14 protein-coding genes are annotated in these 15826 nt (G+C 62.4%); 10 read left to right on the top strand and 4 right to left on the bottom strand.

The window, feature by feature from the left end:
* The first annotated feature begins 3 nt into the window (after window positions 1–3).
* From OEG81_RS15230 to OEG81_RS15220, 3 genes are read left to right on the top strand one after another with little or no spacing between them, the layout of a single operon-like run.
* On the top strand, window positions 4–894 hold the full coding sequence (locus OEG81_RS15230; RefSeq protein WP_264130125.1) for a fumarylacetoacetate hydrolase family protein: 891 nt from the start codon (window positions 4–6) through the stop codon (window positions 892–894).
* Window positions 895–898: 4 nt separating this feature from the next.
* Window positions 899–1858, top strand: coding sequence for an NAD(P)-dependent oxidoreductase (locus OEG81_RS15225; protein ID WP_264130124.1), 960 nt, complete (start codon window positions 899–901; stop codon window positions 1856–1858).
* 15 nt (window positions 1859–1873) lie between these two features.
* On the top strand, window positions 1874–3019 hold the full coding sequence (locus tag OEG81_RS15220; RefSeq protein ID WP_317135352.1) for a mandelate racemase/muconate lactonizing enzyme family protein: 1146 nt from the start codon (window positions 1874–1876) through the stop codon (window positions 3017–3019).
* A 39-nt stretch (window positions 3020–3058) separates the two neighbouring features.
* Here OEG81_RS15220 and OEG81_RS15215 read toward each other — a convergent pair whose 3' ends face one another.
* On the bottom strand, window positions 3059–4468 hold the full coding sequence (locus OEG81_RS15215; protein ID WP_264130123.1) for a GntP family permease: 1410 nt from the start codon (window positions 4466–4468) through the stop codon (window positions 3059–3061).
* A gap of 182 nt (window positions 4469–4650) precedes the next feature.
* Here OEG81_RS15215 and selD point away from each other — a divergent pair, with 182 nt between their 5' ends.
* Both selD and OEG81_RS15205 read left to right on the top strand, forming a co-directional pair.
* Window positions 4651–5712, top strand: a complete 1062-nt coding sequence (gene selD, locus OEG81_RS15210) for a selenide, water dikinase SelD (RefSeq protein WP_264130122.1) — start codon at window positions 4651–4653, stop codon at window positions 5710–5712.
* Between the two features lie 58 nt (window positions 5713–5770).
* The gene (locus OEG81_RS15205) at window positions 5771–6868 is read left to right on the top strand and encodes a hypothetical protein (protein WP_264130121.1); all 1098 of its coding nucleotides are present in this window, start codon (window positions 5771–5773) and stop codon (window positions 6866–6868) included.
* A 52-nt stretch (window positions 6869–6920) separates the two neighbouring features.
* Here OEG81_RS15205 and OEG81_RS15200 read toward each other — a convergent pair whose 3' ends face one another.
* Window positions 6921–7826 carry a LysR substrate-binding domain-containing protein gene (locus tag OEG81_RS15200; protein WP_264130120.1) on the bottom strand — a complete coding sequence of 302 codons (906 nt, stop codon included), beginning with the start codon at window positions 7824–7826 and terminating at the stop codon, window positions 6921–6923.
* Between the two features lie 147 nt (window positions 7827–7973).
* Here OEG81_RS15200 and OEG81_RS15195 point away from each other — a divergent pair, with 147 nt between their 5' ends.
* The 4 genes from OEG81_RS15195 to OEG81_RS15180 all read left to right on the top strand — a co-directional run bounded on the left by OEG81_RS15195 (window position 7974) and on the right by OEG81_RS15180 (window position 12308).
* Window positions 7974–8978: a Bug family tripartite tricarboxylate transporter substrate binding protein gene (locus tag OEG81_RS15195; RefSeq protein WP_264130119.1), complete on the top strand. Its 1005-nt coding sequence runs from the start codon at window positions 7974–7976 to the stop codon at window positions 8976–8978.
* A gap of 88 nt (window positions 8979–9066) precedes the next feature.
* Window positions 9067–10131: a maleylacetate reductase gene (locus OEG81_RS15190; protein WP_264130118.1), complete on the top strand. Its 1065-nt coding sequence runs from the start codon at window positions 9067–9069 to the stop codon at window positions 10129–10131.
* Between the two features lie 117 nt (window positions 10132–10248).
* Entirely contained in the window at window positions 10249–11058 is an 810-nt protein-coding gene (locus OEG81_RS15185) for a citryl-CoA lyase (RefSeq protein WP_264130117.1), read from the top strand.
* 92 nt (window positions 11059–11150) lie between these two features.
* Window positions 11151–12308, top strand: coding sequence for a CaiB/BaiF CoA transferase family protein (locus OEG81_RS15180; protein ID WP_264130116.1), 1158 nt, complete (start codon window positions 11151–11153; stop codon window positions 12306–12308).
* 31 nt (window positions 12309–12339) lie between these two features.
* On the opposite strand, the gene OEG81_RS15175 is transcribed toward OEG81_RS15180, so the two are convergent.
* Window positions 12340–13254, bottom strand: a complete 915-nt coding sequence (locus OEG81_RS15175) for a LysR family transcriptional regulator (RefSeq protein ID WP_264130115.1) — start codon at window positions 13252–13254, stop codon at window positions 12340–12342.
* Between the two features lie 12 nt (window positions 13255–13266).
* Window positions 13267–14517 carry a hypothetical protein gene (locus OEG81_RS15170; protein WP_264130114.1) on the bottom strand — a complete coding sequence of 417 codons (1251 nt, stop codon included), beginning with the start codon at window positions 14515–14517 and terminating at the stop codon, window positions 13267–13269.
* Window positions 14518–14705: 188 nt separating this feature from the next.
* On the opposite strand from OEG81_RS15170, the gene OEG81_RS15165 reads away from it, so the two are divergent.
* Window positions 14706–15821 (top strand): M20/M25/M40 family metallo-hydrolase, encoded by a 1116-nt coding sequence (locus tag OEG81_RS15165; RefSeq protein WP_264130113.1) that lies wholly within the window; start codon window positions 14706–14708, stop codon window positions 15819–15821.
* Window positions 15822–15826 lie beyond the last annotated feature (5 nt).

Below are 15826 nucleotides of genomic sequence, written 5' to 3'. Positions count from 1 at the left end.
GCCATGCGCTTCATAAGCTTCGAGCATCAAGGAAAGACAAGGGCCGGCGTGCTGCTGGCCGCGGCCGGCCCGGGGAAGCCGGAACAGTTGATCGATGGCGCCCATCCCGCCCGGCCCGGACCCCTGCAGGGGCTGGAGCCGACGATGATGGCGTGGATCGAGTCCGGCCTGGTGGCGCTTTCCCGGGCCCTTAAACGCATGGCACCGGATGATGCCTGCCTGCTGCCCCTGTCGGCGGTCCGTCTGGTGGCGCCCGTGCCCAGGCCGGGAAAGATCGTGGGCGCGGCATTCAACTATCGGGACGGGCTGGCTGTATCGAACCGGCCGGCGCCCGAAGAGCCCGTCATATTCGTGAAATCGCATTCGACCGTGGTGGGGCCGGGCGTGGCCGTTCCCTTGATCGGCGGCAACCAGGTCACCTACGAGGCCGAACTGGCCGCCGTCATTGGAAGGCCCGCGCTGAAAGTGGGGCGGGACGAGGCCATGGCCCATGTCAGCGGCTATGCGATATTCAACGATATAAGCTATACGAATATGGTCCGGGAGGACGGCGGGTTCGTGCGCGGCAAGAATCAGGCCGCCACCGGGCCGCTGGGCCCCTGGATCGTATCGGCCGACGACATTGCCGATCCCTACGATCTGCGCATTGGTCTCGATGTGGACGGCGTGCCTTTGCAGTCATCCAGTACGGCGCAAATGCTGTTCCGCATCGACGAGCTCATTGCATATGCGTCCGAGCGCATGCCGCTGGATCCCGGCGACATCATCGCCACGGGCACGCCCGCCGGCGTGGCCGCCAATCACAATCCGCCCGCCTGGCTCAGGCACGGCCAGCGCGTAACGCTAAGCATCCAGGAGCTTGGCGAACTCAGCAACCCCATCGTGGAGGCCTGATCGAATGAGCGCCATACTGCCCAAGGTTCTACTGACCAACTCCATGCAGGCGGAGCAGCAGGCACGCCTTGCCGCCCATGCCGAAGTCATTGTGGCGCCGCGCGCCGACGCCGATACATTGCGCGCCCTTGTCGCGGACGCCGACGTGCTGGTCGTGCGGGCGAAACTGCCCGATGACATCTTCGATTACCAGACGCGGCTGAAGGGCGTGGTGCGGCATGGGGTCGGGCTGGACATGATCCCCATGGAGCAGGCCACCGCACGCAAGATTCCCGTGGCGAACATGCCGGGGTCCAATACAGCTTCGGTTGTCGAGTACTGCATCAATGCCATGTTCCATCTGCAACGCAATATGAGCGCTCTCGCATTGCGGGATCCGGTGGCGGACTGGGCGGTGAACCGTCCCCGCGCGGACGGCATGCGGGAACTCAATGGCCAGACCCTGGGCATAGTCGGGGTCGGCACCATAGGCGGGGCGCTGGCCAAGGTGGCTGCCGCCATGGGCATGAAGGTGCTGGGATTGTCGCGGCGGCCCGCAAGCCTGCCCGAAGGCGTGGCCTTTGCCGACAAGCAGACCTTGTTTGCACAGGCCGACATCATCGTGCTGGCGTGTCCGCTTACGGCGGAAACCCGCAAGCTGGCCGATGCACCGACGCTGGCCCTGATGAAGTCCGGCGCCATTCTGATCAACGTATCGCGTGGTCCGGTCGTGGACACCGCCGCCTTGATGGCCGCCCTCGAGGAGGGGCGCATAGGCGGAGCGGCGCTGGACGTGCATGATGCGCAACCCATTCCGGCGGGCCTGTATCCGGCGGGGCTGGAGCGCCTTCTGCTGACACCCCATGTGGCGGGCATCACCGAATCGAGCATGACGAACATGAGCCGCGGCACAGCCGACGAGGTGCTGCGCCTGCTGCAGGGCCAGCGCTTCGCCAACCTGGTCAACCCCGAAGTCTACGAATAAACCGTAAGGGACTCCATGATGAAGATCGTTCAAATACAGGCCTACCCCGTTTCCTTTCCCGTGCCGACCGACAAGTCGGTGACCCTGGGCATAGGCCGCAGTGTCAAGCGCGATGCGGTCCTGATTCGGGTCGAAACGGATCAAGGGCTGATAGGCTGGGGTGAATCCCATCACGGCAGATGTCCCGGCGCCATCGCGCGCCTGGTCGATACGACCCTGCGCGAACTGGTTGTCGGCATGGATGCGCTGGACGTTTCGGGCGTATGGGCCAGGGTCTACAAGATGCAGATCGGCAGCCATGGCATGGGCGCGGCGGCGGCCCTGGCGCTCAGCGGCCTGGATCTGGCCTTGTGGGACATCCGCTGCCAGGCGGCCGGGATGCCTCTTTACACCATGCTGGGAGGCAGGAGCCGTCCCATCAAAGCCTATGCGGGCGGTATTTCGCTGGGCTGGCAGGAACCGGCATCCCTGGCGGACGAAGCGAAAGCATACGTGGAACAGGGCTATCGCGCCGTAAAGCTGCGTGTGGGTGATACCGTCGCACGCGATATTGCGCGCGTCTCGGCGGTGCGCGCGGCCCTGGGACCGGAGATCGACATCCTGGTGGATGCCAACACCAATTACACGCTGGACGATACGCGCCGCGTGCTGCCGGCCTACGATGAGCTCGATGTGGGTTGGCTGGAAGAGCCATTCCCCGCGCACGACCTGGGACTGTACCGCCGTGCGGCCAGGCTCGGCCGCACCCCGCTTGCCGCCGGGGAGAATCACTACACACGCTATGAATTCGACCCGCTGATCGCCTCCGAGTCCATCGGCTTCGTCCAGCCCGATCTTTCCAAGACGGGAGGCATCACCGAGTCGCTGAAGATAGCGGCGATCGCCGGCGCGCGGCGGCTCAGCGTCAACCCCCACACCTCCGCCACGGCGGTCAACATGGCCACGTCGATAAGCTTCCTGTGCGGGATCGACAATCCGGGCTACTTCGAGGCCGATCTTACCGCCTACAACCCCTTCCGGGACGATATGACGGACAAGCCGCCCTACGTGCTGGACGGGAATGGGTGCGTCAGCCCCCTGGAGGGAATCGGCATAGGGCTGACGATAGACCAGGCCTTCGTTGCGGCTCATCCGCTTATCGAAGGCCCGTGCTATGTCTAGCAGTCAAGGGCGCCGCGGCGGCGACGCCGCACCCATTTTTCAGAAGCTGCCGAACATCGTGCCCAGGCTGATGACGGTGATGAGCGCCACCAGTGGCACAGCCATGGTTACCGCCGCAATATTCAAATAGGACTGCCGGTGGGTCAGGCTGCAAATGGACAGCAGGGTGATGATGGCACCGCAGTGAGGCAGGGTGTCGAACCCGCCGGCCGCCATGACGGCAACGCGGTGCAGCAGCTCGGGGCTGATGCCGGCCTCTTGCGCCATGCGCAGGTAGTCGGAACCCAGCGTTTGCAGGGCGATGCTCAGGCCGCCGGAAGACGATCCCGTGATGCCCGCAAGGACGTTCATCGCGACGGCCTCGGAAACCAGCGGATTGCCGGGCGCCACATTCAGGACGGCATCACGGATTATCGCGAATCCCGCCAGGCTTGCAATGACGGCGCCATAGCCCACCTCGGAAGCGGTGTTGAACAGCGGCAGCATGAAACCGAAAACGCCTTTGTTGATGGTTTCGCGGAGATCGTTCCAGTGTCCCAGCCGCAACACGATCAGCGTGGCGCAAGCCACCACCAGGGCAACGATAAGCGCCCACAGGCCGGTCATTTTCCCGGGCGATACGCTTGGGAAACGTTCCGCCAGGAAGGTCAGGTCCATGTTCGGGAAAACGACGTAGGTGAACAGGGCATTGACGCCCACCACCAGCAAAAGCGGCAGTATCGCCAGAAATAGCGGCATGCGCGACATCGGGCCGCGCTCTTCGGCGTCCTTTTCATTGGCGACGCTCTCCGCTTCGACATGCTGTCCATAGCCCTCGCCCCGCAGTCGCGCCGCTGCTTCGCGTGAGCGCAGCCACCACAGGCCGCCGCCCAGCATGATGGCCGCAGCGATAATGCCCAGCCCCGGCGCGGCGAACACGTTCGTGCCGTAGTATGGGATCGGAATGGCGTTCTGTATGGCCGGCGTGCCGGGCAAGGCCGTCATCGTAAAGGTGAACGAACCCAGCGCAATGGAAGCGGGCACCAGCCGTTTCGGGATGTCGGCCGCGCGGAACAGGTCGCGGGCTATCGGATAGATGGCGAAGGCCACCACGAAGAGCGAAACGCCGCCGTAGGTGAGCACACTGCATGCCAGGACCACGGTCACGATGGCATGCTTGTGGCCAAGGCGGTCGACTATCCAGCGCGAGATCGTGTGCGCCGCTCCCGAGTCCGCCATCAACTGTCCAAAGAGGGCGCCCAGCAGGAAGATAGGGAGGAACTGCAATACGTAGCCGCTCAACGCGGACATGAAGGTCTCAGTGTAGATAGGCAAGAAAAACGAGATGTCGCCAGAGAGCAATACCGCCAGTGCCGCCATCAGGGGCGCCAGCAGCAGCACGGTAATGCCTCTATAAGCCAGGTACATCAAAAGAACGAGGGAAACAATGATTGCAAGCGTACTGGTCATGCCTGGAATATGCCTTTTGAAACAATAGGTTGCGTGCACCCTGCAGGATGCGATGGAGAGGGCGTCTAAGTGTAGCAGGCGCCTGTGACGTCCTGGGTACAGGCGGCGCTTCGCGCGCCGCGGCGGCACGGACGGCGCCCGGGGAAACGGCGCGCTATCATAGGGAATCAAGGAATCCATTCATGCAAGACTCTATTTCCACCCAAGCCGGGCCGCGATTGACTTCACTGTCACATGGAGGTGGCTGCGGGTGCAAGATTGCGCCCGGCGTACTCTCCGAACTGCTGGCCGGCATGCCCGCGGCACAGCCCTATGCCAATTTGATGGTGGGCAGCGAAACATCGGATGATGCGGCGGTGTACCGGTTGAATGACCAGCAGGCCCTGATCGCCACCACCGACTTCTTCATGCCCATCGTCGACGATCCCTACGACTTTGGCCGCATCGCCGCCGCCAACGCGCTGTCGGATGTCTATGCCATGGGCGGCTCGCCCATCATGGCGCTGGCCATTGTGGGCATGCCCATCAATGTTCTGCCTAAATCCGATATTGCCGCCATCCTGCAAGGTGGCGCGGCGGTCTGCGCCCAGGCCGGCATACCCGTGGCGGGCGGACACTCCATCGATTCCGTGGAGCCCATCTACGGCCTGGCCGCCATGGGCCTGGCGCATCCCGATCACATCAAGCGCAACGCCGACGCCAGGGCGGGTGATGTGCTGATTCTCGGCAAGGCGCTGGGCGTGGGGGTCTTGTCGGCGGCGCTGAAGAAGAACATGCTGGATGACGAGGGCTACCGCGCCATGGTGGACAGCACCACGCAGTTGAATCGGCCGGGCGCCATCCTGGGCGGCCTGGAAGGCGTGCACGCAATGACGGACGTCACCGGTTTCGGGCTGCTGGGCCATACGCTGGAAGTTGCGCGGGCAGCGGGCCTGTCAGCACGATTGCGCCATGCAGACCTTCCCTGGCTGCCCGGCGTGCGCCAATTGGCCGCACGAGGGGTGGTCACCGGCGCCTCAGGCCGTAACTGGGCCTCCTACGGGGATGCCATCGTGCTGGCGCCCCAGTTGGATGAAACACTGCGCGCCCTGCTGTGCGATCCCCAGACGTCGGGGGGGCTGCTGGTGTCCTGCGCGCCCGAAGCCGCTGCACAGGTGCTTGATGTCTTCGGCTCCGAAGGCTTCGCACAGGCCGCGATCATTGGGGAGCTGCATGAGGGCGGGGCTGCTGTGCAGGTAGAGTAGGCAGGACCCTTGACTGCTCCGTCCCTGGCTTCTGCTTGAATACTATCGAGGCAGCCTTATGCGATCTTTGATTTCGGCCAGCCTGCTGGCACTGCTAGCAGCACTCCTGATCACCTTCTTGTACAAGCCCAAGCCCTTGGACGCACAACTGCTGCATCTGCAGATTGAACAGGCGATGCCGGAATACGCCCAGGCGCTCGCTGCCGAGCCGGCCGAACTCCAGGCGCTTTTCCTGGTGTATGCCGACGATCCCGTATTGGCCGCCAAGGCCAGGCTGGCTTTGCAGCGCTATCCGGAGATGGCCAGGCCCATATTCATGACGTTCGGGGACAGCCAGGACTTTCAAACGATACTTCGCAAGTACGGCGAAGACGTCGTCCTGCCCATTCATTATTTTCTGACCCATGAAGTCTTCACCCTGGAATTGATGCGCGGCATGAGCGAGTCAGCCCGGTCCGCCCTGGATGCCGTCAGGCGGCTGTGGAGCAATGGCGAACCTGCCCAAGCAAGCCCCAACGGGACTCTGTCCAGTGAAGACCGGGGCTGGTATGCCGTTCAATTCATCAAGACGGAAGGCTACGATTTCCTGGGCCAGTTCGTCATAAGCCCCAAGGGGGAAGTAAGCTGGATACAGACGGAACGCGTGCTTGAAGGTATCAATGGTTTTTTTGCGGGGGGACTGAAAGGGCTGGAGACCAAGCTTCGCCGTGAAGAAACGATTGTTGCCGGCGACCTGGGGTGGGCGGCGCTCGATGTGGCGATTGGCGTGGGTGCGCTGAAAGTGCTGCGCATGGGCAGGGCCGGTGCTTCAGGCGGCCGTTCCCTGACATTCTCCCAGCGCTCGGCGGCGCTTGGATCCGGCTTGTGGCGAACAAGCGCGATCGGCACGCGGCTGCTCAAGTATGGGGCGCCGGCTGTGCTGGCCTATATTGCCATCCGGCATCCCAGTGTGATCAATTCCATGCTCGGAAGTGTCGCTGAAAAATTCGGCCTGCCGCCCGGCCTGGTGCAGGTCGTGGGCTGGTTCCTGGTACTGCTTCCCCTGATGCTGTTGCTGCGATTTGCCCTGGGGCCGTTGGCCTGGGCGATGGCGGCAATCGCAGGCATGCTTCGCTGGGGGCAAAGCGCGCTGCGGGGGCGTCCGGCTGCTTTGTGAGGATCAGCCCTGATCGTACATGCAGGTCTTCATGACAGCCCGGCGGCTTTCTTTATGCGGGCGTAGCGCCGCGCTTTCCGGCCATGGCCTGCTTGCGGATAAGGGTGATGAAAGCCATGCTGGCGGGCGTTTGAGCATGCTTGTCCATGAACAACAATCCATGCGTGCGGATGGGGGTGGGGCCTTCCAGTGGAATGATGCGCCACGGCTTGCTGTGTTCGGCAACCGCGCTGGGGGCGGCGATGGTGCCTACGTTTTCGCGAGCCAGCAACCCCAGCATGGCTGGGATGGTATTCATCTCGGCGATAACATTGGGCTCGGCGCCGGCCGCGCTGAAACACTCGTCAAGCAGGCGGCGAGTCGAAAAGCTGGGCGGCAGCAAGACCAGCGATTCACGATGAAGTTCGGCGATTCGCAGGCGCTTGCGTTTGGCGAGCGGATGCGTGTGCCCAACCACCAAGGCAAGTTCTTCGTTGAACAAGGGTTCAAACCTTATTTCTTTCTGTTGCTCGGGCCGATAGGCAATGCCCACGTCCAGTTGCTCCTCCTTCAGGCCTTCCGTAATGGCGTCTCCCGAAAGCTCTTCGATTACAACCTTGACCGTAGGGTTATGCTTGAGAAAAAGTGCTATGCAATCGGGAAGGAAACCCAGGTTGAAGGTGTGGGTGGTCCCTATGCGCACCGTTCCCGTCATGGGGATGACAGTTTGCTTTAGCTCGCTAAGGCCTTGGTCTATGACGGCCAGGGCACGGGTGGCATAGGCCAGGAAAGACTCGCCGGCTTCGGTCAAAACAACGCGTTTGCCCTTGCGGTCGAATAGCCGTTGGCCCAATTCTTCTTCCAGCTGGCGTATCTGATGCGACAGCGTGGACTGCGTCACGTGTACGCGTTCGGCGGCCCGCGTGAAATTCAACGAACCCGCCAGCGCGATGAAATACCGTAGGTGCCTGAGTTCCATAGTATGCCCATATCCATCGATAGCATCGATGATAACGGACGAAATCAATCATTTCTATCTTTTCGAAGAGGCATATAGACTGATACCCGCATCAAGCTCCATACCAATTCAAAAATGAAGTGACGTGTTCAACAGGGAGGGACAATCATGAATTTACCTATGGAAAAAGCCTCGAGCAGGCATGCATGGCATCGTCTGGCGGCTGCGCTCATTGCGGCCCCTTTGGCGTTTATGGCCGCGCCGGCGCAGTCTTCGGACTATCCGTCCAAAGCGGTGCGCATGGTGGTGCCGTTCGGGCCCGGAACCACGACCGACACGATTTCCCGCCTGATTTCCGAGAGAATGGCGCAGGAGCTCGGCCAGTCCATCGTTATCGACAACCGGGCGGGCGCGGGCGGCACGATAGGCACTGCCCAAGTCGGGCGCAGCGCGCCGGACGGATACACCATCGTCATGGGCACGGTCGGAACGCATGCAATCAACAAGGAACTGTATTCCAAGCGCGGCTACGATCCCGAGACCGATTTCGAGCCCATCGCCTTCGTCGGCCAAACGCCCACCATTCTGGTGGTCAGCGGCAACTCGCCCTATCATTCGGTAAAAGATCTTGGCACGGCTGCGGCAAAGCCGCCGGGCATCACCTTCTCATCGGCCGGCAGCGGTACATCCGGCCACCTTGCGGGCGAGTTGCTGAAAGACAGGCTGGGCGGAGAAATGGTGCACGTCCCCTACAAGGAGGGCAGCATGGCCCTGCAGGACGTGATGTCCGGAGAGGTGCAGTTCATGTTCTATCATCCCGCAGCGGTCTTGCCCCACGTCAAGGCCGGGAAGCTTCGGGCCATCGGCGTGTCCAGCAATAAGCGCAGCATTGCCGCGCCCGACGTCGCCAGCATCGCGGATCAGACCAACAGCGATTTCGACCTGGTGGCCTGGTTCATGATGTACGCGCCCGCCGGAACGCCCGAGCCCGTCATGGCCAAGCTGAAAAAGGCCGCTGAAGTCGCACTGGCCGATCCGGAGCTGGCCGCCAAGCTGAAGGCCCAGGGCGTGGAGCCGGGCGGCGAAGCCACCAAGGATCTGGCAAAGTTCGAGAAAATCGAAATCCAGAAGTGGGCCGAACTGGTCAGGAAATCGGGCGCCAAGGTCAACTAACAGGCCGATAGAGACTGGGCGGTCAGTGGGCGGGCAGGGCGGATGCATGTGCCTCAGGGCCCGCACGGATCGCCTCGAAGGTGAAGCGATGCAAGAGTTCGTGTATACGGCGCAGTCCGTGCGCGTGGTATTCGGCGTGGATGCATGGAGCAGGCTGAACGCCGAGGCGGGCCTGCTTGGCGCTGGCAAAGCGCTGGTGCTGTGCACGCCGCGCCAGCGCGCGCTGGCTCAGCGGGCGCTCGATGCGCTTGCGCAGCGCGGCGCAGGCATCTACGACAAGGCGGCCATGCATGTGCCTCTGGCCACCGTGCAGGACGCCGGGATAGCGGCAAGGCAGATGGAGGCCGACTGTATCGTGGCGATCGGAGGCGGTTCCACAATAGGCCTGGCCAAGGCGCTCGCTCTGGAAAGCGCCTTGCCCATACTGGCGGTGCCGACCACATACTCCGGGTCTGAAATGACGTCCATTTACGGAGTGACCGAGGACGGCCAGAAGAAAACCGGCAAAGATGACCGTGTGTTGCCGCGCACGGTCATCTACGACCCGGCGCTCACCCTGAAATTGCCCTTGGGCATCTCCGTGGCAAGCGGCCTGAACGCCATGGCCCACGCCGCGGAGGGCTTGTATGCCCGGGATGGCAACCCTGTGCTGGCATTGATGGCGGAAGAAGGCATCCGCGCCATGGCCGGCGGACTGCGCCGGCTGACGCGGCGGGGGGACGATGCCGGCGCCCGAAGCGAGTCCCTGTACGGAGCCTGGCTTTGCGGCACCGTCCTTGGAGGCGCGGGCATGGCATTGCATCACAAGCTGTGCCATACCCTGGGCGGCAGTTTCGATCTGCCACACGCACAGACGCATTCCGTCGTGCTTCCGCATGCCATGGCGTATAACGCGGCTGCGGCTTCGCCCGCGATGCAGCGCATTTCGCGTGCGCTCGACCGGCCCGGCCTGCCCGCCGCCGAGGCTTTGCACGACCTTGCGCAAGAGCTGGGCGCGCCATTGGCCCTGCGCGACATCGGCATGCGCGAAACGGATCTTGACCGGGCGGCGGATATCGCGTCGTCAAAACCGTACTGGAACCCCCGGCCCATCGACCGCGACGGCATACGCGCTTTGCTGCAACGCGCATTCGAGGGGGCGCGGCCTGCCTGATCCGGCTTTCTTGCCGATCGGCACCAAAGATTGTTTTGAATCACGACTTTCCCTCACAGGCGTCCCGCTGGAACAGTGCGGCAGCACGGCGCGGCGCGATCACTCTATTGGAACGATATGAAAATAGGTAAAGAAACCATTCCCCGCTCGGCCATATGCACTTCCAATTCGGAAACCATCGTGGTTCGGGGCAAAGACCTGGCGCAGGAACTCATCGGAAAGATGTCCTTTACGGATTATTTTTACCTGCTGGTCGCCGGGCAGGAACCGACACCGGCCGCCACTGCCGTGCTGAACGCCACGCTGGTCGCTATCGCGGAGCACGGCCTGGTGCCCAGCGTACAGGCCAGCCGCATGACATTGGCCGCGGCGCCCGATGCCCTGCAGGGCGCGGTGGCGGCGGGCATCCTGGGCTGCGGATCGGTCATCCTGGGCGCTTCTGAAACCTGCGGAATATTGCTCGAAGAGATCCGCGTGCGCGCCGGTGAAGGGCGGGACTACGGAGCTGCCGCCCGACACGTGGTCGGCGAATACCGCGGCGCCGGGCGGGCCATTCCAGGCTACGGCCATCCCCTGCATAAACAGCGCGATCCCAGGGTGACCGCGCTCTTCAATGTGGCCGAGAAGGCCGGCGCCGACATGACCTATGTGCGAATCGCCGATGCGGTCGAGAAAGTGATCCCGGACGTCGTGGGCAAGAATCTGATGCTCAATGTCTCGGCGGCCATCCCTGCGGTTCTGCTGGGCGTGGGCTTTCCGATCACCGCCCTGAGAGGCGTGCCTATTCTTGCGCGCACCGCCGGCCTTATCGGCCATCTGACCGAAGAATTCCGGAAGCCCATCGGCTTCGCCCTGTCGTATCAGGCGACACGCAGCTATGTCTACGACGGCGATGTGCCTGACGGCTTTACTGAAGATCACGCCTAGCGTCCACATCGTCCATACAACCTGATTCGTAGAACGAAACCGCCAGCCCGCGGCCGCTGTGCCGCCCGATGGCGCTTTCCAGGAGCATTACCATGATCAAAGTGCTAAATGGCATTCGCGTGCTGGAGCAAGGAACCTTCATCACCGGTCCGGCGGCGGGCATGCTGCTGGGCGACCTTGGCGCCGACGTCGTCAAGATCGAGCAGCCCGGCGCCGGCGATCCTTTTCGCGCCTTCAAGGGCGGCCTGTACAGTCCTCATTTCCAGACCTACAACCGCAACAAGCGCAGCATTACGCTGAACACCAAAGACGCCGAAGACCTGGCGGCTTTCGACGAATTGATCAGCACGGCGGATGTCTATATCCAGAACTTCCGTCCCGGCGCGGCCGAGCGGCTCAATGTCGGCGAAGAGCGCCTGCGCAAGATCAATCCGCGTCTAATCTATTGCTCGATCAGCGGCTTTGGGCCTACGGGTCCTGCTGCCGGCCGGCCCGCCTACGATTCCGTGGCCCAGGCGGCCAGCGGCTTCCTGGGCCTGCTGATCAACCCCGAGAACCCGCGCGTGGTCGGCCCCGCCCTGGCCGACTCGATTACCGGTTTCTATGCCGCCTACGGCGTGCTGGGCGCGCTGCACGAGCGCAACCGGACCGGTGTGGGGCGCAAGGTGGAGGTGTCCATGCTGGAAGCCATGAGCCACTTCAATCTGGATGCCTTCACGCATTACTACTCCGCCGGCGAAGTCATGGGGCCCTACAGCCGGCCCAGCGTTTCGCAGTCCTACGTCATGAAATGCGCCGATGGCAAATGGCTGGCCCTGCATATGTCCTCGCCGGAAAAATTCTGGCAGGGGCTGGCCAATGCCATGGAGCAATCGACCTTGTTTCAGGACCCCCGGTTCTCTGACCGCAGCGGACGCATCGCCAACCAGGAAGCCCTGATCGATATCCTGGGGCCCATATTTGCGGGACGCACGCGCGCCGAGTGGTGCCGGCGGCTGGAGGCCGAAGACGTGCCGCACGCTCCCATGTACGATACCAGCGAAGCCCTGGAGGATCCGCAAGCCAGGCATCTGGAGATCCTGGTTTCTTCCACGCACAAGACCATGGGCGAGTTCCGCACCGTGCGGCCGCCCGTTTCGTTCGACGGCCAGCGCAGCACCGAAGTGGTTCCGCCGCCGGTGCTGGGCGAACATAATGACGAGGTATTGGGGGCGCTGCGCGCACGGTCGGGCCAGGCGAAGAAAGGCTGACGGCGCTGCCGGGGCACCGGCCTGAATCGCTTCATTCCAGTCCGGTGTTCTCCCAGGCGCGGATTTCCTGCTTCAAGTGCTTCAGGAACTCGGTTGCCGCCAATGACGAGTGCCTGCCACGTCTGACCACGATGGCTCCGGTCGTGGACTGGAACATCGTGTTGGCCAGCGGGTGCGCGCGCAGCTTTCCTTCTTTCAATTCCTGGGCAACCGAAAAATAGGGAAACAGGGACACGCCGTTGCGGTTCATGATGAACGACTTGAGCACTTCGTAGGAATTGCTTTCCATTGCCGGCCGCAGCCGGACGCCCTCGGCCATCTCCACCTGATGAACCAGGCGGCGGATTCCATGGTTGAATCGAGGCAGGGCCAATGGAGTTTTCGACAATTCGTCTATGGAGAGGCCTCCGTTGAGCTTCTTGTATTTTTTATGCGAAGACGTAACCGCCAGGAGAGGGGCCTTGAAGGAGCTGATGACCTCAATGGCGGGGTGGGATGGCGGGTTGAAGGTAAGGCCTATATCGGCCTGGTCCTCGGCAATGCTGCGCATGACCTCGTCGCCGGGCTCGACGGCGACGGTATAGGTGACGCCGGGATGCAGTTCGTAGAATTCGGGCAGGACCAGATTTGCCAGACTGGTGGCGAAGCCGTTGCCGCAGGCAATCCGTATGTGGCCGAACTGCAGGTTTCCCAGATCCGCTAGGTCGCCCTTCAAGGCATGCTCCTGGCGGAGCAGCGAGTGGATGTGGCGCAAAAGTATATTGCCCGCGGCAGTCAGCTCGACGCCATTGGCCTTGCGGGTCAACAGCGGCTGCCCGTATTCCGCTTCAAGCAGCATCACCTGGCGGCTAAGCGCGGAGGGGGAAATATGCACGCGTTCGGCCGCCTTGCGTATCGACAGGTCTTCTGAAATCGCCACGAAATAACGGTAGCTCGAGCTGATCATCGCCTATCCTTGTCAGTCCGGATCGAAGCAGTACAGGCAGGCGCGCAGTCGGGCGGCGATCGAGCCGACCATTTGCTCCATATCGCCGGGCCTGCCGTCCAGAAGATGGCGGAAGCAGGCGGCAATGCCGGCGATGTCCTCTTCAGTGGCGCCTTGCCGGCTTATGACCTGGGTGCCGATGCGCAGGCCGCCGGCCGAAGCTTGCCCTGGCACGCTGGCCGTTCCCACATAAAGTCCGGCCTGCCCCGCTTGCCGCGAAAGCTCGCGCGCCGTGCCGGCGTCGCGGACGGGGATGATGATGTGATGGGAACTGGGCGGGACGTCGCCCGGCATGGCGCTGCCGATTGCGGCGATTCCTTCGCGTCTGAGGGCTGCGGCCAGCCCCTGCGCGGTGGCCAGCATTTTCCTCGAGTACTCCGGCATGAAGACGGCAGCCTCTTCCAGCGCAATCGACAGGCCGGCAAGGCGCGACGCGTCGTAGTTCGATGCCCAGCCCCCGACGATATGCCGGCGCAACGCATCGTGATGATCCCGATGCCGGCCCAGCAGTATCCCGCCCGGTGGGCCGGCAAGCGTCTTGTAGGTCGAGGCCGTCATGATGTCGAAACCCATGTCCATGGGGTTCTGGTACGCCTTTCCAGCGATCAGGCCGGCAACGTGCGATGCATCGTAGACCAGCAAGGCGCCGCAGTCGCGGGCGGCCGAAATCGTGGCGTCCACCGTGTAGGGGTCCAGCATCACACTGGCGCCCAGCATCACGATTTTCGGCCGCTCCCTGGAGATCACGCGCGCCGAGGCCAGATCGTCATAGATGCCGTTGCTGAACGCAAGAGGAAGATTCCTGCGGCCGAGCAGGCCTACGGTGCCCGAACTGTGATGGCTGACGTGCCCGCCTTCCTGCGCGCCGATTGAAGCGATCGAATCCCCGGGGCTGGAGAAGGCGGCATAGACAGCGGCGTTTGCATAAGTACAGCTTTGCAGCCTGGGTTCCGCCCAGGCGCCGCCGAACAGATCGGTCAATTGCGCGCCGACCAGGACTTCCAGCGCCGAAATCTCGTCGGTGCCGGGTTGCTGCTTGTCGTAGGGGTCTCCCATGGCCGGCATCAAGCCCATGTTGTTCATGAGTGCGCGTTCGACGGTCGGCGACAGCATGCACGAGCCGGCATAGAGCTGTATGCCATTGTCCATTCGCTTCTTGTGCGCCTCCACGAGCGCCAATGCGCGCCTGGGACCGCCGGATATCTGATGATGGGTGATCGTCATGACCGTCTTTCTAGGGTGGGGATGGCTGGGAATGTACCTGAATAGCCAAGGTCTTGTGTTGCAAAAATAAGAACGCAACGTTCGATTTTTACAGTTATGCAGAACGGCAAAAGCGTCTCATAATAAGTCCGCAAAGGGGTCAGGGCCAATTCTGACATAAGCAAGTGGAACGTAGGAAGAAACAGAAAATGTCGCAAGATGATCAAAACAGAACACTAGAACTGCTGCGTGAGTTCATTTCCATCGATTCGCAGAGCCATAAGGCCAGTCAGCCCATATTCGATTCCGCGGCAAGCGCGCTTGAGGGCTGGGATCTGGAGTATGTCGATTACCAGGATGCCGCCGGAACGCCCAAGCGCAATATGGTTGCCCGCCATCCCGGCAGCCGGTCACGGATGGCCTTCGCCGGCCACCTGGACACCGTTTCTTCCACCGGCTGGGTCCGTGACCCGTTCGATGCCACCATCGAAGGCCATCGGCTCTATGGACTGGGCGCGTCGGACATGAAAGGGCCCATTGCCTCGTTCATCGTGGCCTCCAATTCGTTGCCGGAAGCCGAGCGGCCCATGCTTGTGCTGACCTCGGACGAGGAAGCGGGAAAGCAGGGCGTGCGCGAGGTGGTGGCGAACAGCCGGACGTTGAAGGAATTTACGCCGGCATGCTTCATCGTGGCCGAGCCCACCGCCTTGGGGATACTGCGTGGACACAGGGTGGACGTAGCCTTTTCGGTCCATGCCGAGGGCATACAGGCGCATTCATCGACGGGGCGAGGGGTGAACGCCAACATTGCGCTGGTGCCATTTCTCAATGAAATGCGGGAGCTGCACCTGCACCTGCGCACCAATCCCGCCTTGTTCGACATGCAATACGATCCGCCGTACTGCGATCTGAACTTCGTCATCGACAACTATGGCGCATTCCCGAACATGACGGTCGGGCTCGCGACATGCAATATCAAATTCCGCTATTCCAAGTCATTCGATCCTGAAATGGTCATTACCCGCGTCCGCGAAGCGGCCGAGAGGCACAATCTGAAAGTCCAGGTCCGGCCGGAGGCGCCGCCGCCGGAGCTTGCCGGCGATCATCCCCTGGTCAGGCAGGCGGAAGAGATTCTGGGTACAACAGCCCGGGTGGCGGGCTTGGGCACTGAAGCATCGGAGTATTCCAAGCTTGCTCCGTGCCTGGTGTTTGGTCCGGGAGACATCGACCATGCGCATAAGCCCACGGAATACATCGATTTGCCGCAACTGCATCTTTCCACCCACCTCTTCAGAAAAATCGCTTTGCAACTGGGCCAGCAATAAGAACC

Source organism: Pollutimonas sp. M17, assembly GCF_025836975.1.
Classification (GTDB): domain Bacteria; phylum Pseudomonadota; class Gammaproteobacteria; order Burkholderiales; family Burkholderiaceae_B.
This window is presented reverse-complemented; position numbering and strand designations above follow the sequence as displayed.